Raw genomic sequence first — 20,707 nt, forward strand, 5'->3', positions numbered from 1 at the left:
GTCACCGGGCTGATCACCCCGGCCGTCGGTCACTTCCTGCCCGAGGAAGCACCACAGGCCCTGACGACGGCGCTGCCGGACTTCCTGCGCTGACCCGGCCGGGCGGCGGCCGACCTGCCGACACCGCCCCGGATCGCCGTTTGCCGGGGCAGTTGCCGTCGCGTGACCGTGTCAGGCGGTGGGGTCCCACAGGCCCTCGGCCGTGCCGCGGGTGAGGTGTTCGGCGTAGACGCCGGCCTTCCAGGCGATGAGGGAGCGGCATTCCTGAAGCGCCGTGATCCGTTCCTCGACGCGGGCGAGGTGGGCGTGGAGGAGGCGCAGGCGCTCGGTTTCGTTGCCCGGGCCCTGTCGTACGAGCTCGGCGAACTGTTCGAGGTCGGCCAGTGGCATGCCGGATTCGCGGAGCCTGATGCAGATCCGCAGCCATTCGACGTCGGCGGTGGTGTAGCGGCGCCGTCCGCCGGTGGTGCGCTCGATGGGTGCGATCAGCAGGTGCCGGCGTTCGTAGAAGCGCAGGGCGTGCACGCTCAGTCCGGTCTGCCGGGCCACCTCGCCGATGCTGAGCGGCTGCTGACGTGTAGGGGCGGTCGTCATGGCGCCCAGCCTACGAAAGCTTGATCTAGACCTCGCTCCAGTTCGTAGCGTCGTCGGCATGACGATCACTGAACAGCAGCCACTCGCTTCCCCCTTCTCCGCCGCCAGCACCGCCGCGGACGTCCTGGCCGGCCTCGACCTGGGCGGCATGACCGCCGTCGTGACCGGCGGTTACTCGGGGCTCGGCCTGGAAACCACCCGGGCCTTGACTGCCGCCGGGGCCCGGGTCGTCGTACCGGCCCGCCGCCCCGAGTCCGCCCGCTCCGCGCTCACCCAGGTGCCGGGCGCGCAGGTCGTCCCCATGGACCTGGCCGACTCCGGCAGCGTGCGCGCCGGCGCGGCACGGATCCGCGAGCTGGTGGACCGGCTCGACCTCCTCCTGGCCGTCGCGGGGGTCATGGCTACGCCGGAACGTCGTGTGGGACCGGGCTGGGAGGGCCAGTTCACCGCCAACCACCTGGGACACTTCCTCCTCACGTGTGAGCTCTACCCGCTCCTCGCAGCGGCCGGGGGCGCACGCGTCGTCGTCAACAGCTCCGCCGGGCACGCCCTGAGCGACATCCGCTGGCACGACCCGCACTTCCGTACCGGCTACGACAAGTGGCTGGCCTACGGCCAGGCCAAGACCGCCAACGCCCTCTTCGCCGTCCGGCTCGACGCACTCGGCCGCGACGACGGTGTCCGGGCATTCGCCCTCCACCCCGGCAGGATCATCACCGGCCTGCAGCGGGAGATGACCCTCCACGAGCAGATCGAGCGTGGCTGGGTGGACGAGGAGGGCCGGGTGGTCGGCGCCGGCTTCAAGACTCCCTCCCAGGGCGCCGCCACGGGTCTGTGGGCGGCCACGTCCCCCCTCCTGGACGGCCGGGGCGGGCTCTACCTGGAGGACTGCGAGGTCGCGCGCGTCTCGGAGCCGGGCCGGCCCATGGACGACGGAGGAGTACGCGCCTACGCCGTCGACCCCGGCGCGGCGGCCCGGCTCTGGGAACTGTCACTCACGGCAACCGGCGCCGCCCCCGTCCTCCGCTGACCCGCACCTGCTGTGCCCCGCAGGAGCCCGGAGCGGACCCGTCAGGCCCCGGCCCCGTGCCCCGGCGGCCGGTCGGGCCTGACGTCCACGGCGTCGAGCTTGGCGGCCACGGCGTCGAGGACCCATTCGAGGCCGGTCGCGAAGGAGGTCTCGGCGTCCACGTCCGTGCCGTCGTACACGGCCTTGCTCAGTGCCGGGAAGCGCCCCGTGGCCAGCATGCGCGTCACGTGCGGACCGGAGGCGCGCTGCCAGTCCCGCTTGGACAGGCCCGTGGCGCGCTCGGCACGCAGGTTCGCGATCTCACGCCTGATCGCGCCGATGAAGTAGGCGCTGACGGTCTCCACGGCGCGCATGACGGTGTCGACGTCGGCGAGACCGTCGAGGGAGGCCAGCGTGGCCTCGGTCACGGCGAGGCCGTTGGGGCCCAGGGCCGGGCGGCCGCCGAGCAGGTCGGCCAGCCATTCGTGCCGGAGAGCGGCCTGCCTGGTGCCCTGGGCGAGCATGCGCAACGCCTCACGCCAGTCACCGGGTTGTCCCTCGGGCAGGATCTCGGCCTGGACCTCGTCCACCATGAGGTCGAACAGCTCCTCCTTGGTGGAGATGAACCCGTACAACCGCATCGGGCCGGCGTCCAGCCGGGCGGCGACCTTGCGCAACGACACTGCTTTCAGGCCGCCTTCGTCGGCCAGCGCGATGGCGGCGGCGACGATCCGCTCCCGGTCGAGCGGTACGGGCCGAGTCGGCGGCTCCGGCCGGTCCCACACAGTCATGGCCACATCGTACTGTTGCCATACGTCGTAGCCCGCCAATACAGTGTATCGACATGAGACAGCGCATCGCAGTGGTCGGGAGCGGTCCCGCCGGCCTCACCTTCGCCCGTGTACTGCACCGCCACGACCACCCCGTCACCATCCTGGAGCGTGACCCGGCCCCGGACGCCCGCCCCCCGGGCGGCACGCTGGACCTGCACGAGGGGCTGGGCCGGCTGGCGTTGGACAAGGCGGGGCTGCTGGCGGACTTCCAGGCGCTGGCTCGTCCCGAGGGGCAGGCCATGCGCATCCTGGACACGGACGGGACCGTCCTGCGCGACTGGCGGCCCCGCCCGGATGACCGGGCCAATCCCGAGATCGACCGGGGGCAACTCCGCGACCTGCTGCTCGGGCCTCTCGACGTCCGGTGGGGGCAGAGCGTGACGCAGGTGGTGCCGGGGACCAGGGACGGCGTAGTGGTCCGGTTCGCGGACGGGCGAGAGGAGTCGTTCGACCTCGTGATCGGCGCGGACGGCGCCTGGTCCCGGGTCCGCCCGGCGGTCTCACCGGTGACGCCGCACTACACCGGCGTCACCGCCGTCGAGACCTCCCTCGACGACGTCGACACCCGCCACCCCGACCTCGCCCGTTTGGTCGGCGACGGCTCCGTGGCCGTATACGGAATGAACCGAGCTTTCGTCGCGCAGCGCAGCAGCGGCGGGCACGTGAAGGTGTACGCCCAGTTCCGCGCGCCGCTGGACTGGCACACGCACCTGGACCCGGCCGACGCCGAGGCCGTGCGGTCGAGTCTGCTGGATCTGTTCCACGGCTGGACCGCCCCCGTCCTCGACCTCCTCCACCACGGCACCGCGTTCGTCCACCGCCCCCTCTACGTCCTGCCCGTGTCCCACACCTGGCCCCACGTCCAGGGGGTGACGCTCCTGGGCGACGCCGCCCATCTGATGCCGCCGCTGGGGGCGGGCGCGAACCTCGCGATGCTGGAAGGCGCCGAACTCGCCGAGACCATCGCCGCCGGCCCCGGAGATCCGGACGAGGCCGTCCACGCATTCGAGAAGCAGATGTGGGCGCGGGCCGGCAGGTGGGCGCAGATCACGACGGCCGGCCTCGACCGCCTCGTGAGCCCGGACCCCACCGAAGCCCTCGCCCTCTTCGACCGGGTCCAGTCGTCCTGACGGCCGAGCCAATTCGTGAAACGCACCGTGACTGCGCGCCCCCGACGCCGGGACCCTACTCCCGCTCGGCGACGGCCATCTCCCCGAGGAACGACCAGTCGTCCTGCGGAACCTTCATGTTCACGATGCGAGGTGTCTCGGCCAGGTGGCGCGGCAGCGTCTGTTGGGCGGCCTTGAAGTGCGCGGACTGCACGTGAGCGGCGCCCGCCTCGTCATCGCGGAAGGCCTCGATCAGGACGTACTCCGTCGGGTCCGCCACGCTGCGCGACCATTCGAACCACAGGCAGCCGGGCTCGCTGCGCGTGGCCTCGGTGAAGTCGGCGGCGATCTGCGGCCACCGGTCGGCATCGTCGGGAAGCACTCGGAACTTGGCGGTGATGAAGATCATGGGACTCCCTGTCCTGCGTGTCCGTGCTCAACAGGCCCGTTCCTCGTGCCGGACCTCGTGGCAACAAGATCGTATGGCGCCGGCCGGCCCTCTTTCGAGGTGCCGCTCCGTTGACCACGCGGCCCGGAGGCAGAACAGCGCCCTGAGCGCGTTGGTCAGGCGCTACGCCTGATATCCCGTCACCGCGCCCCCGTCGTGCGTCCTTCCGGTGAACCTGTCGACCCTCGCAGAGGGGGCCTTAAAGGGGTGCTCGCCGCTGTCCGCATCGTCGGCGCCGCGCCGCTCGGCCGGTCACCGGAGGGGGGATAGGGTGACGCGCATGGAGAGCACACGTTCGGCAGGGCCGATGGGCTTCAGGTAGCCCGCCAGGAGATACCTGGCGGTCGCCGCGAACGGAACCCCGTGACCCGCACCGCTCACCATCGGACCCGCTGCCACCGCGTCATCGGCGCCGGGCGATCGTCACCCCGTTGCGGACCGGCAGCATCACCACGTTGGGTGCTGGACCGGCACCCGCACCGCCTGGACTGCCCCTTGCCGACGGCAAGATCCAGAACCTGACGAAGCGCTACTAGCATCGCACCCCGTGATCGCAGTGGTCGTCACCATCGGGCTGGCGTTCGTCGGCTATGTCGTCACCTACCTCAACGGCCTGCGTCTGGCGCAGCGTCAGGAGCGTCTTGCGCGGGTGAATCGCCAGCTCAGCGACCTCTACGGACCGCTGTTCGCCTTCACGGAAGCCAACGCCCGTACGTTCGGCGCGTTCCTGGAGCGGCACGCTCGCCCTGGCGGGGAGTCGCCGTTCGCGCACGAGTCCCCGCCCACTGCGGAAGAGCTCGCCGAGTGGCGGCTGTGGGTCACCACCGTCTTCTTCCGAACATCCAGGCCATGCGCGACCTGGTCGTCACACACGCGGACCTGCTGGGCGAACCGGAGATGCCGCCGCTGCTGCTCCACCTGTGCGCGCATGTGTCGGGCTATGAGATCACGGCCGCTCGCTGGGCGCAGGGACAGCACGACCGGCACCTCTCGGTGGTGCCGTTCCCCAGCGAGGAGCTCGCCGCCTACGCGCGCCAGGGATTCGCCGCGCTGAAGAAGGAACAGGCCCGCCTGCTGGGGCAACGGCAGGGGACTTGACCAGGCGCCCGGTTGCGGCTCCTTCGAACCCGGCGTCGCCCGCGTGCTCGCCCCCGGCCGCACGTCGGGCCGGACCGGTCAGGCTGCGGCCCGGCCGGGCCTGTCGCGCTGCGATGCGGCCAGGTAGGCGACGAACGCCAGGATGGCGGCCGTCCAGGCCACCGTGACCGGCTCCAGCCCCAGTGCGAGGCCGCCGCGGGTGCGGCCCACCGCCATCCAGTCGGCGAGGGAGGCGCCGAGGGGACGGGTGATGACGTACGCGGACCAGAAGGCGGCCACCGCGTTCAGGCCGGCCCAGCGGTGGGCCAGGGCGGGCACACAGATGGCGGCCGCGAAGAGGACGACCGAGCCGAGGTAGCCCAGGCCGGCGGTGGCGGTGAGATCGCCTGCCGCGGTGCCGAGGGCGAACGTGGCCAGGACGGCGGCCCAGTAGAACGCCTCGCGGCGGCGGGTGTGGATGCCATGGATGGACAGCGTCCGCTCGCTCGCGTACCAGATGGCGAAGACGGCGGCCAGCGCGGCGAGGAAGAGGGGGGTCGACACGGCGTAGGAGACGCCGAGACCGACGTGCAGGACGTCGGCCGCCATCGTGCCGAAGACGCTGACCATGACGACCGCGGTCCAGTACACCCAGGCGATGTGCCTGCGGACGGCGAACTGGACGGCCAGGGAGGACACCAGGGCGAGGCCCCCGAGAGCGACCGCCGGTATCGGGCCGAGCAGGCGGGCCAGGAGGTCTGAGGCGGTCTCACCCATACCGGTCGTCAGTACCTTGATGATCCAGAACCAGGCGGTCACTTCCGGCACCTTGTTCGCCAAGGGGCGCAGGCGGGCGTGGCGCCGGTCATCAAGGAGGTGCTGTGTCGTCATGGCCCGCACGATGACACGATCAACTGCGATTACCCCAGGTCACTTTTCCATAGTTTTTGGGCTTCTGGGGTGTAGGTTGCCTCCTGTCTGCCTGAAGTGGAACGATCTTTACCCGTCCGTCGCTCCTGGGTTGCGGAGCGCAGGGTGATCACCCCCTGCGGCCCTGGCCGGCGGCAGCGTCGGCCAGGGCCCCACGACCCCCTGGTGCCTCCGCTCGGCCAACCGTGCGCCTTCGACCGTGCGGGTGCCTTCCGGTGTGCCGGACGGTGGCCTGACGGGAGCGGTTGCGGGTGCGTCCTAGCCTCGACGGCATGCTGGGGCTCCCCGATCATGTCCGTGCCTGTCTGTTCGACCTCGACGGCGTCCTCACCCGGACCGCCGAGGTGCACGCGGCCGCCTGGAAGGAGATGTTCGACGCCTACCTCCGCGAACGCGCGGCACGCGAGGGGACCGAGTTCGTCCCCTTCGACGCGGTGGACGACTACGACGAGTACGTCGACGGGCGGCCCCGCGAGGACGGCGTACGCACCTTCCTCGCCGCGCGGGGGGTGCACCTGCCCGAGGGAACACCGGCCGACCCGCCGCAGGCGGAGACGGTGAACGGACTCGGCAACCGCAAGAACGACCTGGTGCTGCGACGGATCCGTGAGGAAGGGGTGGCACCCTACGAGGGCTCGGTCCGCTTCCTCCACGCGGTGCGGGAGGCGGGCCTGCGCCGCGCGGTGGTGTCGTCGAGCGCGAACTGCCGGGACGTCCTGGCGGCGGCCGGCATCGAGGACCTGCTGGAGGAACGGATCGACGGAGTGGTGGCGCGCGAACACCGGTTGCGCGGCAAGCCCGCCCCGGACACCTACCTCCAGGCGGCCCGCGCCCTGGGCATCGAACCGGGTGAGGCCGCGGTGTTCGAAGACGCCCTCGCCGGTGTCGAGGCCGGGCGGGCGGGCCGGTTCGGCGTCGTCGTGGGCGTCGACCGGGTGGGACAGGCGGACCAGCTGCGCGCGCACGGGGCGGACATCGTCGTACGTGACCTGGCCGAGCTCCTGGAGCCGCGGTGATCACCCATCCCAGCTACACGGTCGAGCCGTGGTGCCTGCGCGAGACCGAGCTGAACCTGGACGTGCTCGCCCAGAGCGAATCGGTGTTCGCGCTGTCCAACGGACACATCGGCTGGCGCGGCAACCTGGACGAGGGAGAGCCGCACGGACTGCCCGGCGCCTACCTCAACGGCGTCTACGAGCGCCATCCGCTGCCCTATGCGGAAGCGGGCTACGGATATCCCGAGTCCGGCCAGACGATGATCAACGTCACCGACGGCAAGATCATCCGTCTGCTCGTGGACGACCACCCGTGCGATCTGCGCTACGGCCGGCTGCACGCGCACGAACGCGTTCTGGACTTCCGTACCGGCGTTCTCGGCCGCACCGCGCAGTGGACGACTCCCGGCGGCCGCACCGTCCGGATCACCACACAGCGGCTCGTGTCCTTCACCCAGCGCGCGGTGGCCGCCATCGTCTACGAGGTCGAGCCGATCGACGGACCGGCCACGGTGGCCGTACAGTCCGAGCTGGTCGCCAACGCACAGCTGCCCCGCCTGCACGGGGACCCGCGTGTGGCCGCGGCGATCGAATCGCCCCTGGTCGCCGAGGAGCACTTCGCCCAGGACACCCGCCTGCGGCTCGTGCACCGTACCGCCCACAGCGCACTGCGGGTGGCGGCAGCCGCCGACCATCTCGTCGAGGGCCCCGGGAGCACACACCGGACGGCACAGAGCGAACCCGACGTCAGCCGTCTGACGGTGACCGCGGACGTGGTCCCCGGGCAGTCGCTGCGACTGGTCAAGTTCGTGGCCTACGGCTGGTCGGGGGAGCGCTCGCTGCCGGCCGTGCACGACCAGGTGGACGCGGCGGTGGCAGCCGCGGTCAGCACGGGCTGGGACGGGCTGCTCGCCGCGCAACGGGCGTACCTGGACCGCTTCTGGGCCGGCGCGGACGTCGAGGTCGAGGGCGACGCGCAGATCCAGCAAGCGGTGCGGTTCGCCCTCTTCCACGTGCTCCAGGCGGCGGTCCGCAGCGAGAACCGCGCCATCCCCGCGAAGGGCCTGACCGGGACCGGGTACGACGGGCACTCCTTCTGGGACACCGAGTCCTACGTGCTGCCCGTCCTGACGTTCACCGCGCCGGAAGCCGTCGCGTCGGCACTGAGATGGCGGCACCGGATGCTGCCGGCGGCCCGGGAACGCGCGAGCCAGCTGGGCCTGTCCGGAGCGGCCTTCCCCTGGCGGACCATCGACGGCGCCGAGAGTTCCGCCTACTGGCCGGCCGGCACGGCCGCCTTCCACATCAACGCCGACATCGCCATGGCCGCCGTCCGGTACGTCATGGTGACCGAGGACGAGGACTTCGAGCGCCATGAGGGTCTCGACCTCCTCGTGGACACCGCACGGCTGTGGCGTTCCCTCGGACACCACGACGCGGAAGGCGTCTTCCACATCGACGGGGTCACCGGGCCCGACGAGTACAGCGCCATCGCCCGCGACAACGTGTACACGAACCTGCTGGCCCGGCAGAACCTGCTGGCCGCCGCGGACGGGGTCGCGCGCCATCCGGACCGGGCCGCGGAACTCGGTGTCGACGACGAGGAGACCGCGGTGTGGCGGGACGCCGCGACCCGCATGGCGGTGCCGTACAACGAGTCTCTCGGCGTGCACGAGCAGTCCGCCGGGTTCACCAGTCTCCAGCGCTGGGACTTCGAGGCGACCCCGCCCGGGAACTACCCGCTGCTGCTGCACTACCCCTACTTCGATCTCTACCGCAAGCAGGTGGTGAAGCAGGCCGATCTGGTGCTGGCGATGATGGAGTGCCCGCACCTCTTCTCCGAGGACCAGAAGGCGCGCAATTTCGCCTACTACGAAGCGATCACCGTCCGCGACTCCTCCCTGTCGGCCTGCTGCCAGGCAGTGCTCGCGGCCGAGACCGGTCACCTCCGTCTGGCCTACGCCTACCTCGGCGAGGCCGCGCTGATGGACCTCGGCGACCTGGAGCACAACACCCGCGACGGGCTGCACATCGCCTCCCTGGCCGGCACCTGGATCGCCCTGGTCGCGGGCTTCGGCGGCCTGCGCAGGTACATCGGCGGAGACGGAAGACCCGACCGGCTCGCCTTCGCACCGCGCCTGCCGGAAGCACTGTCCCGGGTGGCGTTCACCGTGCTGGTCCGCGGACGCAGGCTGAAGGTGGACATCGGGCCGTCCCGAGCGCGCTACCGGCTGGTGGAAGGCGAACCGCTCGTCGTCCTGCACCACGGCGAAGCGATGACCCTGACCACCGACGAACCACTGGACCGGCCGATGCCGCCCCCGACCGCGCTCCCCGAGCCGCAGCAGCCACCGGGCCGGCGCCCGGCGGGCCTGCCCGCCGGGGAGGAGCAGCAAGGCGGGGCACAGGACCAGACCCCGTGAGGCCCGCGCTGCCGCACGTGGGCGCCACGGTCCGCGTGACCGTGCCGCCGTGGATGCCTCATGCTGGCGCTGTGCGAAGGTCCGCCACGGACCCGGCCTGCACCTTCTGCGGCGTCGTCTCCGGCCGGGTGCGCGCCGGCCGTGTGTACGAGACCCACAGCCCCTCGCCTTCATGGACACCCACCCTGCCGCGCCCGGCGACCTCCTCGTCGGACCTCGATGCCGCGCGGCTCAGGGCGGCCCTGGCACGGAGCGGACACCGTCCCGGCGGGTGAGGTCTGGGGGGCGGGTGCCGTGGGCACGGCCCCGGCCCCCGGTTGCCTGGTGTCACGCGGCGAGGGCGTGGCCGGGATGGAGCACGACCTTGGTGTAGCCCTCGATGCGCTTGTCGAACTTCTCATACGCCTCGGGCGCCTCGTCCAGAGGCAGCTCGTGGGAGACGACGAAGCTGGGCTTGGCGCGCCCGGCGATGATCAGATCGCGCAGCTGGCGGTTGTACCGCTTGACGTTGCACTGGCCGGTGCCCATCCGCTGGCCCTTCTCGAACATCCTGCCGATGGAGACGAGAAGCTGACCGTGCTTGGCGTGTTCGTCCGGACCTCCGGGGTCGGAGGGGACGTAGAGGCCGGGGACGCCGAGCTTGCCGGTGGGTCGTACGGTTTCGACGAGGGTGTTGAGGACGACGGCGGGTTCTTCGTGACTGGTGTCGTCGTGCGCCTGGGCCTGGTAGCCGACGGCGTCGACGCCCTTGTCGGTTCCTTCACCGTTGGTGTGTTCCTTGATCTGCTGGGCGGGATCACCTTGGGTGAAGTCGATCGGGATGGCCCCGATCTCCTCCGCTTTGGCGAGTCGCTCGGGGACCCGGTCGACGGAGAAGACCTTGGCCGCGCCACGCAGGAGCGCGGAGTAGGCGGCCATGAGGCCGACGGGGCCGGCGCCGAAGACGGCGACGCTTTCGCCGGGGGTGACCTCGGCGAGTTCGCAGCCGTGGTAGCCGGTCGGGAAGATGTCGGCGAGGAGGACGAAGTCGGTTTCGAACTCTTCGCCGGGCGGGAGTTTCAGGCAGTTGAAGTCGGCGTACGGGACGCGCAGGAGTTCGGCCTGACCTCCGGTGAAGGGGCCCATGGCGACGTAGCCGTAGGCGCCGCCCGCGAAGCCGGGGTTCACCGTCAGGCAGAAGCCCGTGTTCCCGGCCAGGCAGTTCTTGCAGAATCCGCAGGCGACGTTGAAGGGCATCACGACGCGGTCGCCCTCGGACAGGGAGGTCACGCCGCTGCCGACTTCCTCGACGATGCCGAGGTTCTCGTGGCCGAAGACGATGCCGGCCTCGGCCGCGGTGCGTCCTTCGTACATGTGCAGGTCCGAACCGCAGATCGCGGTGGAGGTCACCCGGACCAGTACGTCGTTGGGGTGCTGGATCCGCGGGTCGTCGACGTCCTTCACCGTGACGCTGAAGGGCCTTTCGTAGACAACGGCTTTCACCTGTGTCACCTCCGCGTCGAGTGCTGGGGGCGGCTGCGAGGGCCGGCCGCTGGGGGGTCCGGGGTGGGGTCCCGGAGGACCGCGCCGCGGCCTGTGCACTCGCCGCACCGCCGGTACTTCCAGCAAACGCCCGCTGGTCACAGGCTGCAACCCGCCGCGGGAACCGCTGGGGTGCCAGTATCGGTCCGTCTCTGCTCCGGCCGAGCTGCCGGGCGCGGAAGTGTGGATACCTTCTGTGGGGCCCCGTGCACGCTCGGTCGTCCCGGGACTGTCCGCGGTCTCCTGGAGCTCCTCTGCCGCCGGCGTCAGCCGCCCGCACGCGGAAGATCAGCGGCCTGTGCCGACGCGGCGGGCGTCGGCCTCATCGCTGTGCGAAATGGTCCCGCAGCCAGCCGAGCAGGGCTGCGAACTGGGGAGACATGGTGGTGTCCGACTGCGTGAGGTCGGTGGTGTGGCCGTCGTCCTCGACGGTGATGGTGTAGCTCATGGCGTCCCGGGCGCGCCCGGGACGGGCCTCCCCGGTGGTGGTGGGGGCGTTGGCCGGGGGGAGGGCGGCGGCGACCAGCCGGGTCAGTTCTGCTGCGGCGGGCGGGGGCAGGGTGTCGGTGTCCACGACCTCCGGCGGCCGGTGCAGCAGGATCCCCGCGGCCTGCCCGCCGTGCCGGGCCAGGCTCACTTTCATCACGCCCCCGCCTTCCGGCCGAGCGCCGCTCCGCCGGGGCGGAGCGGCACCGTCCTCCGATGGAGTGCCGGTTGCTCCCGGCGGAGTGCCGTTCGCCTCCGGCGGGGCTTCGCCGCCTTGTTCACCTGCTGCTCTTGAGCGTGGTCACATCCTCGGCCAGTCCCTTGACCTGGGTGGCCAGGGCCCCGATCTGCTTGCTCAGGGCTGCCAGCCCGTCCTCGGGGACCGCGCCGCCGTTGTGGCCGGCCGCGAGGGTGCGGGCGCGGGCGATTCCGGTGGGGACTCCGCTGATCTGGATGCCGACGTCCTGCCATGCGCCGAGGACGGCGAGTTGTTCGTTGCTGCCGGAGCCGTAGAGCTCCTCGGCCTTCTGGTAGGTGGTGTCGGCGAAGTCCTGGAACTGGGTCTGGATGCTGGACGCTTTGAGGGATTCGTACCAGATGAGCCCCGGGGCCTGCCAGGCGAATCCACCGATGCGGGTGGCGGTGAGGTAGAACGCCTTGTTGGGGATGCCCGAGTTGATGTGGACGCCGCCGTAGTCGCCTCGTTCGGTGTTGGGCAGGTTGACGTACCTGCTCATGTGGCCGGGCTGGGGGTCCTTGCCGAACACGGGGTTGTTGTAGGCCTCGCCGGGGGCCTTGAGGGAGCGCAGGGCGTCGGCGTCGGTGCCGGGGGTGAAGACTTCGGCTCCGATCAGCCAGTCCGCGGTCTCGGCGCTCTGGTGGGCCGACCACTGTTTGACCAGCGATCCGAAGACATCCGAGACGGATTCGTTGAGCGCCCCGGGCTGGTGGTGGTAGGCGAGGCCCGCGGTGTACTCGGTGACGCCGTGGGTGAGTTCGTGGGCGATGACGTCGATGGCCGCGGTGAAGTCGGTGAACATTCTGCCGTCGCCGTCACCGAAGACCATCTGCCGTCCGTCCCAGAAGGCGTTGTTGTAACTCTCGTCGAAGTGGACGTATCCGTCCAGGCGCATGCCCAGGCCGTCGACGGAGTCGCGTTGCAGGACCTCTTGGTAGAAGTCCCGCGTGAGGCCGAGTCCGTCGAAGGCGCGGTTGACGGAGGCGTCCTTGGAGGCGGTGCCCTCCTCGGTGCGGACCAGGGTGGCGGTGGGCAGGACACGGCCCTGCCCGCAGTCGAAGACTGTGCGGCGGCCGTGCCCGGGGGCGGCGGCGCCGATGAAGGTTGCCCGGATGGCCCGTTCGCCCCGCAGCCGTGTCGTGGTCAGCATGGTGTCCAGGGCGGCTTTGCGTATCTCGCTGTCGTCGCTTTGCAGGAGCTTGTCGAGCAGGTGCGGGGGGATGATGCAGTTGACGGGGCGGGGCGTTGTCATGAGACACCTCCCGGGTGAGGAGAGCGGCTGCGATGGTCCGGTCGCTCGGGTTCTGACGTGGGTGCGGAGGCGTGCGCGGTCATGCTGTGGCCGGCGGCAGGCCGAGGTCGAAGACGACGGGGCAGTGGTCCGATGCCTTGGGCTTGTCGGGTCCCACGCCGGGGAAGCGTGGGCCGGTGTATTTGACGGCGCGCAGTGGCATCCCTTTGCGGAAGATCTCCGGCAGGGTGTCGGGGGCCGCGCGGGCCAGTGAGGCGGACGGCAGGAGGTAGTCCAGCTGCCGGTATTCGTCGCCGCCGTCCCAGTAGTGGGTCCACTGCTCGTCCTCGGGCAGGCGGGCGGTCACGTTCTCGACCTGGTCCCAGGTGACGAGCCGGCCGATGCCCGAGCCGCCGTCGCCGTCGGCTTCCAGATAGTCGTTCAGATCGCCCAGGACCACGAACGGGTGGTCGCCCGGCGCCTGGTGCCCGAAGCGGTCGGTGACGATGTCCAGCACCTGCCGGGCCTGCCGCTCGCGTTTGCCCCGGGTCTGGGAGCGTCCGCCGAGCATGGACTTGAAGTGGTTGACGAACAGCGTGACAGAGGTCGTCCCGCCCGGCCCGGTTTCCTGGCCGACTTCGATGTCGACTTCGAGGCAGTCACGCGAGAACAACGGCTCCGTCGGGCTCGCGGGGTCCATCAGGTGCTGGTGGGAACGGATCCGCGTGATCGGCAGCTTGGAGAGCACAGCGACGTCGATCAGTCGCGGGTCGTTGCCGTCCACTCCGGCGACGTAGGGGTACTGGGCGCGTCCGCCCAGCGCCTGGGCACGGAAGTACTTGAGCGTGTCGACGTTCTCCACCTCTTCGAGGCACAGCACATCGGCTGCGATCTCGCGTACCGCGGCTCCGGTGAGGGCCTTGTCGTCCATGCCGAGTTCCTCGAAACGGGTCTGGTCGACGATCCAGCCGCGTGAGTTGGCGGTCGCGGGGTCGAGGCCGTCCGCGAACCGCCAGCGAGCGAAGAGGTTCTCCACGTTGAACGTGGCCAGGCGCAGCGTTGTCACGAACCCTCCCGAGAGAACGGGGGCGTCGGGTACGGCCCCGCCGCAGAAGAGGGTGCACGGGTGCACGGGCGGCGCCGGCACGAGGAGCGACGGTCCTTGCCGGCCTAGGAGCGACGGTCCTTGCCGGCCTCGTTCTCCGGTGGCAGGACCACGCTGACACCAATAGTCTCCTGCCGCCCGGCACACCTGGCAAACGGAGGGCACAGCCCGGGGCCGCACAGCTCGGCTCGCCCTGCGGGCAGGGAGCGCAGGCGTCCCCGTGGCACGCCGGGGAGGGGGTGGGGCACCGGCGTGCGGCGGACCGTGTGCGCTGCCGGTGCGGCCTGCCCCTGGCGGGCACAGGGCCGGTGACGTCGCGTCAGGCGATCCGCTGCGGCGGGTGCCCTGGCTCCCACCGGTCGGCTCCGACAGCGCACTGCGCCGCCGCGTCCCCGGAATGCTCACGCCCCACATCCCCTGGGCCGGCGCTTGCCCGTGCTCCGCCGGGAGGGCGGTGGACCGGCAAGGAGCGGCCACCGCACCTCACCGGGGCGGCGACAGCCCTCAGTGGTCCCCGGCGCAGCACTCGTCTCCCACCCCCGCACCCCCGGCGGTCTGCAGGCGGCAGAAGCAGGAGGCCTCCACCTCGACGTCCGCCACCGCCGCGGCGAACGTGAGCTGCTGGGCAATGATCCGCGCCTCCGCCTCCTTGCCCAGCCGCAGGAGGCATTCGTGCAGGCCGTGCAGGGCCCAGACGTTGCCGGGGTGCTGCAGCGGGCGCGGCAGCGTGTCGTCCAGACCGAGGTCGGCGCGGTAGACGGCCTCGGCCTGCTCCACCAGTCCCTGTTCGAGGAGCAGTGCGCCGTACGCGTGCCGGGTGGGCTGCATCCACCCCCACGGCTCGTCGTAGGGCAGGGTGTCGTCCAGCTCGATGGAGCGCCGCAGCGCCGCGAACGCCGCCTCGTGCCTGCCCCTGCGGTACTCCAGCTCGCCGTCCAGCATCTGCCCGGCGATCGCCAGGATGTCCCTGCACGTGTTGTTGAAGAGCATGCGTGTCTGCGGCACCCGGGCGGCCGCCTCCCCGAACAGACCGCGCTCGGTCTCGGCCTCGCCGACCCGGCCCGTGGCCGCCAGCGCGACCCCCCGCGCATAGCGCAGCATCGCCGTACTCACGCAGTACAGCTCCGCATCGGCGGGCAGTGCGAGGCGCAGGATGTCCTCCCAGCGGCCGAAGCGGATCAGCACGTGCACCCGCATCGCCAGGAAGCCCTCCAGCCAGTCCGCCATGGGCGGGCTGGGCACCCGCAGCAGATCCTCGGGGACCGCATCCTCCAGCTGCCGGGCCGCCTCGATCGCGTCCTGGTAACGGCCCAGGAACATCGCACCGTAGATCTTGAAGTGGTAGTTGTGGCACCGGTAGAGGGTGTAGAAGTTCATCGCCCCGGCCCGGGCACGGACCTTCTCGTCGGCCGCGATCGCCGCGCTGTTGTCGCTGACCACCCGCCGGTAGTCACCGCACAGCACCTCCAGGTGCGAGGGCATGTGCTGCAGGTGCCCCGCGTCCGGCACCAGACCACGCAGCCGGTCACCGGCCCACAGCGCGGCTTCCGGGGTGGGGGACATCTCCATCAGGTGGATGTACAGGTGCAGCAGACCCGGGTGCCGTCCGCCCGCCGCGGTGGCCAGGGCGCCCTCCAGCAGCGCCCGGGTCTCCACCGTACGCGCCCCCGCGGCCGGCCTGCCGGTGCGGATGTCCCACAGCCGCCATGGGGTGAGGTTCATCAGTGCGTCGGCGTACAGGGCCGCGACGTCCAGGTCGTCACCGGCCAGCTGCCGCACGGCCCGCATCCTGTCGGCGTAGGCCGCGTTCCACACCGGGCCGTCCTCGGCGTCCGGGGCCTGGGCCCGTGGATAGCGGGCCGCGAGCGCGCCGACGAGAGCCTGCTCCAGGGCAGTGGCGCCGGCCGCCTTCGCCTGCGCGCGCCGCACGGCGGCGTGCGCCCGCTCCACGGTCCGGCCCAGGTCCTGCTCGTCGAAGAACTCCCAGGGCTTGTTGTAGTTAGGGCCCAGCGCGTAGGCCAGACCCCACTCGGCCATCGCACAGGTGGGATCCGCCGCCGCGGCCGCCTCGAAACAGCGGACGGCCTCCTCGTGGTGGAAGGCGTACGTCCAGTTCAGCCCGCGGTCGAACCACGTCTGCGCCTCGGACGACGTCGTCGTGACCGGTCGGCCGTGGCTGCCGAGGTCGTAGTACCGCACCCGGAACTCCTCACCGCTGCCCAGCGCCCGCTCCGGTGACCCGGCAGGTCACGGGTGCGGCCGTACTACGACCCTAGCGAAGAGACCACGGATACCATCCATTCCGGCTGGAAACACCACTTTCGGGGTCCGGCGGGTCCCGTCCATGGCGGAGCCCCGGACGGGAGATCGCAGTCGCCCCCGCCGAGAACCGCGGCCTGACCGGCCGTCCCGGCCCGGAGCGGACGACCCGGGCCGGGACGCATCCGCCGGCCGGTCAGCTCGACAGGCCGGCGAACATGCCGGGCTCGTACGAACCCCCGGGGTTGTGCACGATCACGTTCATCCGGGTGGCCGCGTTGATCAGGGCGACCAGGCAGACCAGCGCACCGACTTGGTCGTCGTCGAAGTGCTTGCGCACGTCGGCCCAGGTCTGGTCGGACACACCCTGCTCGCCGAGCCGGGTGCCCTCCTCGGCGAGCGCCAGCGCGGCCCGCTCGGCCTCGGTGAACACGGTGGAGTGACGCCAGGCGGCGACCAGGTGGAGCCGGAGCGCGGTCTCACCGGCGGCCGCGGCCTCCTTGGTGTGGATGTCCACACAGAAGCCACAGCCGTTGATCTGGCCCACCCGCAGCTCCACCAGCTCCTTCAGGGTCTTCGGCAGTGTCGACTGTTCCAGCGGCAACGAGGCGTTGTAGAACCGCTTGGCGACCATCGCGGCGGTCGGGCTGTCGAACAGGTTGAAACGGCGTTCCATGATCTCGTCCTCACTAGTGGAGTCGTGTGCCGCGCGGATCGTCCGCGGCGGCCTGACGGACACGAGATGCCGGCCGCGCGGCCCCTGTGACAGCACGGTGATGTGACGTGGGCCACCGCTCCCGGGTGTCACAGAGCGGCCGGGGCCGGCGTCTTGTGCGTGACAGGGGCGAGAGCGAACAGCGGGAGCCGGCTATGAGCGAGCGCAGCGAAGGGTCAGGGCACACGGCGGAGCCGCCTGCTGGTGCCGGCCGCGTGGACTCCGCCACCGAGGCGTTCGTCGCCCACCGCAACCTGCTGTTCACCGTCGCCTACGAGATGCTCGGCTCGGCCGCCGACGCCGAGGACGTCCTCCAGGAGACGTGGCTGCGCTGGGCGGGCGTCGACCTCGGCACGGTGCGGGACCAGCGTGCCTACCTGGTCCGGATGACCACCCGGCAGGCACTCGGCCGACTGCGCACGCTCCGTCGGCGCAAGGAGTCCTACGTCGGCCCCTGGCTGCCCGAGCCACTGCTCACCGCGCCCGACGTCGCCGAGGACGTCGAGCTCGCCGACAGCGTCTCGATGGCGATGCTGCTGGTGCTGGAGACGCTCACCCCGACCGAGCGGGCGGTGTTCGTGCTGCGTGAAGTGTTCGGTCTGGGCTACGACGAGATCGCGGAAGCCGTCGACAAGAGCTCCGGCGCGGTCCGTCAGATCGCGCACCGGGCACGAGCGCATGTCGCTGCACGCCGGCCACGCGAGGTCGTCTCGCCGGCCGAGACCCGCTGTGCGCTGGAGGCGTTCCGGAGGGCAGTCGAGACGGGTGATCTGCAGCGCCTGCTCGACCTGATCGCGCCGGACGTCGTGTTGCTGACGGACGGTGGCGGAATGGTGCAGGCCGCGACGGCGCCCGTCGTGGGCGCCGACAAGGTGGCCCGTGTGCTGGGCAGGATCGACGCCGCGGTGTCGCTGCAGGTGACACAGGTCAATGGCTGTCCGGCGCTGATCCTCCGGCTGGGCGACAAGGTCGACACCGTCCTGGCGGTGCGCCTGGACGGCGGCCTCATCACCGGGCTCTACGCCGTGCGCAATCCCGGGAAGCTGTCCCGCATCGACCGCGAGACCACTGTGAGCCGCCGAGTACGGGGACTCGCCGACCGCTCCGCCTGAATCTTGCTGCGGTTCGTTGTCCGAACTCAGGCAGTGGCCATCTCGGGCGCAGACTCCAAGGCGGCCGACGGTTGCGGTGTCCCGCCGATCTGGAGGAGGACTCCTTCGCTGGGAACGGTACTGCCGGGATTGGGGTCAGGGTGAACGTGACCGAGGCGAAGGTTCCGGTGAGGCGGACGATGCAACGGGATACCGAACTTGACTTCGAATGCGTGGCCTGAGGCGCCGACGATTTCGACCATGCCGGTGGCAGCCGGCGGCGGGTTGAAGGCCGTCGATCCGAAACCGTGGTAGTCGTCGTTGAAGAAGAAAGCGGTGCCCATGGGCCCGGCGAGCGTCACGGAGTCCAGAGCTCCGGTAAGCCCCGACGGCCGCTACCTCCTGACCGAGGCCATCGCCGACGAATACACCTCGCTCCACCGGGTGTGGGACCTCGCCGATCCCGCCAGACCCCGCCTCGCCTTCACCCTGCCCCAGCTCTGGGAGGCCCGCTATTTCCTGCCCGACCGCAAAAGGCCCGTGCTGGTGGCCCACTGGTGGAAGAACGGATCCGGCACCCACCTCTTCCGCCTGTGGGAGTTCACGGCCGGCCGTCCACGGCACGGGCGAGACATCCCCATCACCGCCCCCGACGCGGTCACAGCGGTCAGTTCCGACGGCCGCCTCTTCGCCGTCGGCGCCGTGGGCGGCAGCCGCCTGGGGCTGTGGGGCGTCGACGACGTGCACCATCCCGTCAGACGCTCCGTGATCGACGCGCCCACCGATCTACAGCACAGGCAGCCCTGGTTCCTCGACGACCACACCCTCGTCACCACCGAGACCCACGCCGACCGCCGGGACCTGCGCCTGTGGGACCTCACCGATCCCAGCGACCCCCGCAAGGCCGGCGTCATACCCGGGGGCGCCGACGGTGGGGGAGCGGGCTATCTGCGCCCCCAGCACGTCCTCATCGCGGAGAGCCCCGGGGAGACCCTCCAGTTGTGGAACGTCCGCGACCGAGACCACCCCGCCAAGGGCCGGCGGCTGCACGCCACCTCGCTCGGCTACCACCCCGTCGGCCGGGGCCGTCTGGCCACCGTGCTGCGCGACGGCACGATCCTGTTCTGGGACATCAGCGACGTCGGCCACCCCAGGCGCGCCGAGACCCTCCGCCTCGACCACGCCGTCCGGTCGATGACGGTGACCCCGGACGGGCGGCACATCGTGACGGGCATGGCCGTCGACGACCGGCTGTACTCCGGCACCGAGGAGTTCCGGATCTGGGCCACCGGGCCGGACGGGCGATGGCGGACCCCTGCCGAGACCAGCCTCGCCGGCGTCTCCGACATGCAGGTCCTGCCCGGCGACAACTCACGCATGGCCGTCGTCGGCAAGGTCGACGACGAGAAGTGGACGTTCCTCCTCGGCCTCGGCAGCGACCGCATCTACGACGACCTGGGCCTCACCCACCCGGTCAGTGTCCCCGCAGCGCAGTGGAGGACACTCTTCCCCCACCTGGCCCACCGCCCCTCCTGCGACTGACCCGGCCCCCCTGCGACACGCCCGAAAACCGCACGGCGCCACGCCCGGCACTGCGACACTGAGCGCGCAGGCGACGGGCGACACACCAGGCGAGGAGCCGACGTGACCGACCAGCACCCCACCCCAACCCCCGCCGATGTGTGGATGCTGGTACGCCACCGCCCCGCCGTCCTGCGCCGCTCCACCCAGGAACTCGCCACGGCACTGGCCGCGGCCCACGGCTCCCGCTTCGCCCTCTGGCACACCGACGAACTCCTCATCGGCATCCGCGACGGCCGGCTCACCCTCCACACCCTGGGCGGCACACCCCTGGAGCCGCCCGGAGTCGTGTGCGTGCGCCAGGTCGCCGGCCCCATGGACAACGACCGCGAGATCACCCTGCTCCGCCACCTCGACCGCATGGGCGCCACCCTCGTCAACTCCCTGGACGCCCAGCTCAAGGCCCGCAACAAGATCTGGCAGCTGCAGGAACTCGCCCTGGCGGGCCTGCCGGTGCCCGACACGCTCTCGTACGCCACCGCCCCCCTCGAAGGCGTGGTCCGCAGCCCCGACCTGACGACCCCGTGCGTGGTGAAATCCGTCAACGGCGCCAAAGGCGCGCAGGTGTTCCTCGCCCCCGGTCCGCAACTGCTGCACGACGTGGCCGGCAGCCTCGCCCGCGAGACTCCCTTCCTCTTCCAGCAGCACATCGCCCACTCGCACGGCCGCACCCTGCGCGTCATCGTCGTCGACGGCGCACCGGTGGGCGCCGTGGTGCACACCTCCCGGCACACCGCGCTGGCCGCGAACATCGCCAACGGCGGTACGGCCACCCCGTGCACCGGCCGCCACCCCGAGGCGGAGGACCTCGCGGTCCGCGCGGCCCGCGCCCTCGGCCTGCACATCGCCGGTGTGGACCTGCTGTTCACCTCGCCCGACACCTACGCCGTCTGCGAGGTCAACGCCGTCCCCGGCTGGCGCCCGGACATGACCCAGGTGACACCCGCCATCACCGCCTGCCTCACCGGCCAACTGGCGCGAGCTGCCGCAGATCCCCAGCGGACGCACTGACCGGTCGCCCTGCCGGCACGGGACGGGCCCGGCGGCTCCCTGTGAGCCGGC

The 20,707-nt window shown here is 71.2% G+C and carries 18 protein-coding genes and 1 pseudogene; 8 read left to right on the forward strand and 11 right to left on the reverse strand.

All coding sequences use genetic code 11. The annotated features are described in order from the left end of the window. Window positions 1–171: 171 nt before the first annotated feature. Window positions 172–594 (reverse strand): MerR family transcriptional regulator, encoded by a 423-nt coding sequence (locus IG05_RS0100125; RefSeq protein ID WP_030338102.1) that lies wholly within the window; start codon window positions 592–594, stop codon window positions 172–174. Window positions 595–652: 58 nt separating this feature from the next. Between IG05_RS0100125 and IG05_RS0100130 the strand changes: the two genes are divergently transcribed. Beyond that, window positions 653–1,624 carry an SDR family NAD(P)-dependent oxidoreductase gene (locus IG05_RS0100130; RefSeq protein ID WP_030338103.1) on the forward strand — a complete coding sequence of 324 codons (972 nt, stop codon included), beginning with the start codon at window positions 653–655 and terminating at the stop codon, window positions 1,622–1,624. Window positions 1,625–1,665: 41 nt separating this feature from the next. Here the strand turns inward: IG05_RS0100130 and IG05_RS0100135 are convergent, their stop codons facing one another. Next, the gene (locus IG05_RS0100135; RefSeq protein WP_030338105.1) at window positions 1,666–2,394 is read right to left on the reverse strand and encodes a TetR/AcrR family transcriptional regulator; all 729 of its coding nucleotides are present in this window, start codon (window positions 2,392–2,394) and stop codon (window positions 1,666–1,668) included. 53 nt (window positions 2,395–2,447) lie between these two features. Here IG05_RS0100135 and IG05_RS0100140 point away from each other — a divergent pair, with 53 nt between their 5' ends. Next, window positions 2,448–3,566: an FAD-dependent oxidoreductase gene (locus IG05_RS0100140; RefSeq protein WP_030338106.1), complete on the forward strand. Its 1,119-nt coding sequence runs from the start codon at window positions 2,448–2,450 to the stop codon at window positions 3,564–3,566. Window positions 3,567–3,621: 55 nt separating this feature from the next. Here IG05_RS0100140 and IG05_RS0100145 read toward each other — a convergent pair whose 3' ends face one another. Beyond that, window positions 3,622–3,954 carry a putative quinol monooxygenase gene (locus IG05_RS0100145; RefSeq protein WP_030338107.1) on the reverse strand — a complete coding sequence of 111 codons (333 nt, stop codon included), beginning with the start codon at window positions 3,952–3,954 and terminating at the stop codon, window positions 3,622–3,624. Between the two features lie 586 nt (window positions 3,955–4,540). On the opposite strand from IG05_RS0100145, the pseudogene IG05_RS41650 reads away from it, so the two are divergent. After that, window positions 4,541–5,091 (forward strand): annotated as a pseudogene (locus IG05_RS41650) (hypothetical protein). A 78-nt stretch (window positions 5,092–5,169) separates the two neighbouring features. Here the strand turns inward: IG05_RS41650 and IG05_RS0100155 are convergent. Next, window positions 5,170–5,961, reverse strand: coding sequence for a membrane protein (locus IG05_RS0100155; protein ID WP_037812589.1), 792 nt, complete (start codon window positions 5,959–5,961; stop codon window positions 5,170–5,172). A 311-nt stretch (window positions 5,962–6,272) separates the two neighbouring features. Here IG05_RS0100155 and IG05_RS0100160 point away from each other — a divergent pair, with 311 nt between their 5' ends. Both IG05_RS0100160 and IG05_RS0100165 read left to right on the forward strand, forming a co-directional pair. Further along, window positions 6,273–7,016, forward strand: a complete 744-nt coding sequence (locus IG05_RS0100160) for a beta-phosphoglucomutase family hydrolase (RefSeq protein WP_030338112.1) — start codon at window positions 6,273–6,275, stop codon at window positions 7,014–7,016. Further along, window positions 7,013–9,418, forward strand: coding sequence for a glycoside hydrolase family 65 protein (locus IG05_RS0100165; protein ID WP_030338114.1), 2,406 nt, complete (start codon window positions 7,013–7,015; stop codon window positions 9,416–9,418). Before IG05_RS0100160 ends, IG05_RS0100165 begins: the two co-directional genes overlap by 4 nt. A gap of 327 nt (window positions 9,419–9,745) precedes the next feature. Here IG05_RS0100165 and IG05_RS0100170 read toward each other — a convergent pair whose 3' ends face one another. The 6 genes from IG05_RS0100170 to IG05_RS0100195 form a co-directional block, all read right to left on the reverse strand. Next, window positions 9,746–10,900 carry a glutathione-independent formaldehyde dehydrogenase gene (locus tag IG05_RS0100170; protein ID WP_030338116.1) on the reverse strand — a complete coding sequence of 385 codons (1,155 nt, stop codon included), beginning with the start codon at window positions 10,898–10,900 and terminating at the stop codon, window positions 9,746–9,748. A 361-nt stretch (window positions 10,901–11,261) separates the two neighbouring features. Beyond that, window positions 11,262–11,582 (reverse strand): protealysin inhibitor emfourin, encoded by a 321-nt coding sequence (locus IG05_RS0100175; RefSeq protein ID WP_030338118.1) that lies wholly within the window; start codon window positions 11,580–11,582, stop codon window positions 11,262–11,264. Window positions 11,583–11,703: 121 nt separating this feature from the next. Beyond that, entirely contained in the window at window positions 11,704–12,915 is a 1,212-nt protein-coding gene (locus tag IG05_RS0100180) for a M4 family metallopeptidase (RefSeq protein WP_030338120.1), read from the reverse strand. Between the two features lie 79 nt (window positions 12,916–12,994). Beyond that, window positions 12,995–13,960, reverse strand: a complete 966-nt coding sequence (locus IG05_RS0100185) for an endonuclease/exonuclease/phosphatase family protein (RefSeq protein ID WP_030338122.1) — start codon at window positions 13,958–13,960, stop codon at window positions 12,995–12,997. 543 nt (window positions 13,961–14,503) lie between these two features. Next, window positions 14,504–16,198 carry a hypothetical protein gene (locus IG05_RS0100190; protein ID WP_030338124.1) on the reverse strand — a complete coding sequence of 565 codons (1,695 nt, stop codon included), beginning with the start codon at window positions 16,196–16,198 and terminating at the stop codon, window positions 14,504–14,506. Window positions 16,199–16,454: 256 nt separating this feature from the next. After that, complete coding sequence (locus IG05_RS0100195) at window positions 16,455–16,934, reverse strand: carboxymuconolactone decarboxylase family protein (RefSeq protein ID WP_030338126.1); 480 nt, start codon at window positions 16,932–16,934, stop codon at window positions 16,455–16,457. Window positions 16,935–17,128: 194 nt separating this feature from the next. On the opposite strand from IG05_RS0100195, the gene IG05_RS0100200 reads away from it, so the two are divergent. Next, window positions 17,129–18,085 (forward strand): RNA polymerase sigma-70 factor, encoded by a 957-nt coding sequence (locus IG05_RS0100200; protein ID WP_030338128.1) that lies wholly within the window; start codon window positions 17,129–17,131, stop codon window positions 18,083–18,085. Between the two features lie 26 nt (window positions 18,086–18,111). Here the strand turns inward: IG05_RS0100200 and IG05_RS0100205 are convergent, their stop codons facing one another. Then, on the reverse strand, window positions 18,112–18,408 hold the full coding sequence (locus tag IG05_RS0100205) for a hypothetical protein (protein ID WP_158838657.1): 297 nt from the start codon (window positions 18,406–18,408) through the stop codon (window positions 18,112–18,114). Here IG05_RS0100205 and IG05_RS0100210 point away from each other — a divergent pair. Together IG05_RS0100210 and IG05_RS0100215 are read left to right on the forward strand one after the other, a co-directional pair. Continuing rightward, window positions 18,401–19,606, forward strand: a complete 1,206-nt coding sequence (locus IG05_RS0100210) for a WD40 repeat domain-containing protein (protein WP_158838659.1) — start codon at window positions 18,401–18,403, stop codon at window positions 19,604–19,606. The two genes, IG05_RS0100205 and IG05_RS0100210, sit on opposite strands and share 8 nt — an antisense overlap. Before the next feature lie 102 nt (window positions 19,607–19,708). Beyond that, on the forward strand, window positions 19,709–20,656 hold the full coding sequence (locus IG05_RS0100215) for an ATP-grasp domain-containing protein (RefSeq protein ID WP_030338133.1): 948 nt from the start codon (window positions 19,709–19,711) through the stop codon (window positions 20,654–20,656). Window positions 20,657–20,707 lie beyond the last annotated feature (51 nt).

The sequence above is a fragment of the Streptomyces sp. NRRL S-1022 genome, from assembly GCF_000720135.1.
Lineage (GTDB): Bacteria > Actinomycetota > Actinomycetes > Streptomycetales > Streptomycetaceae > Streptomyces.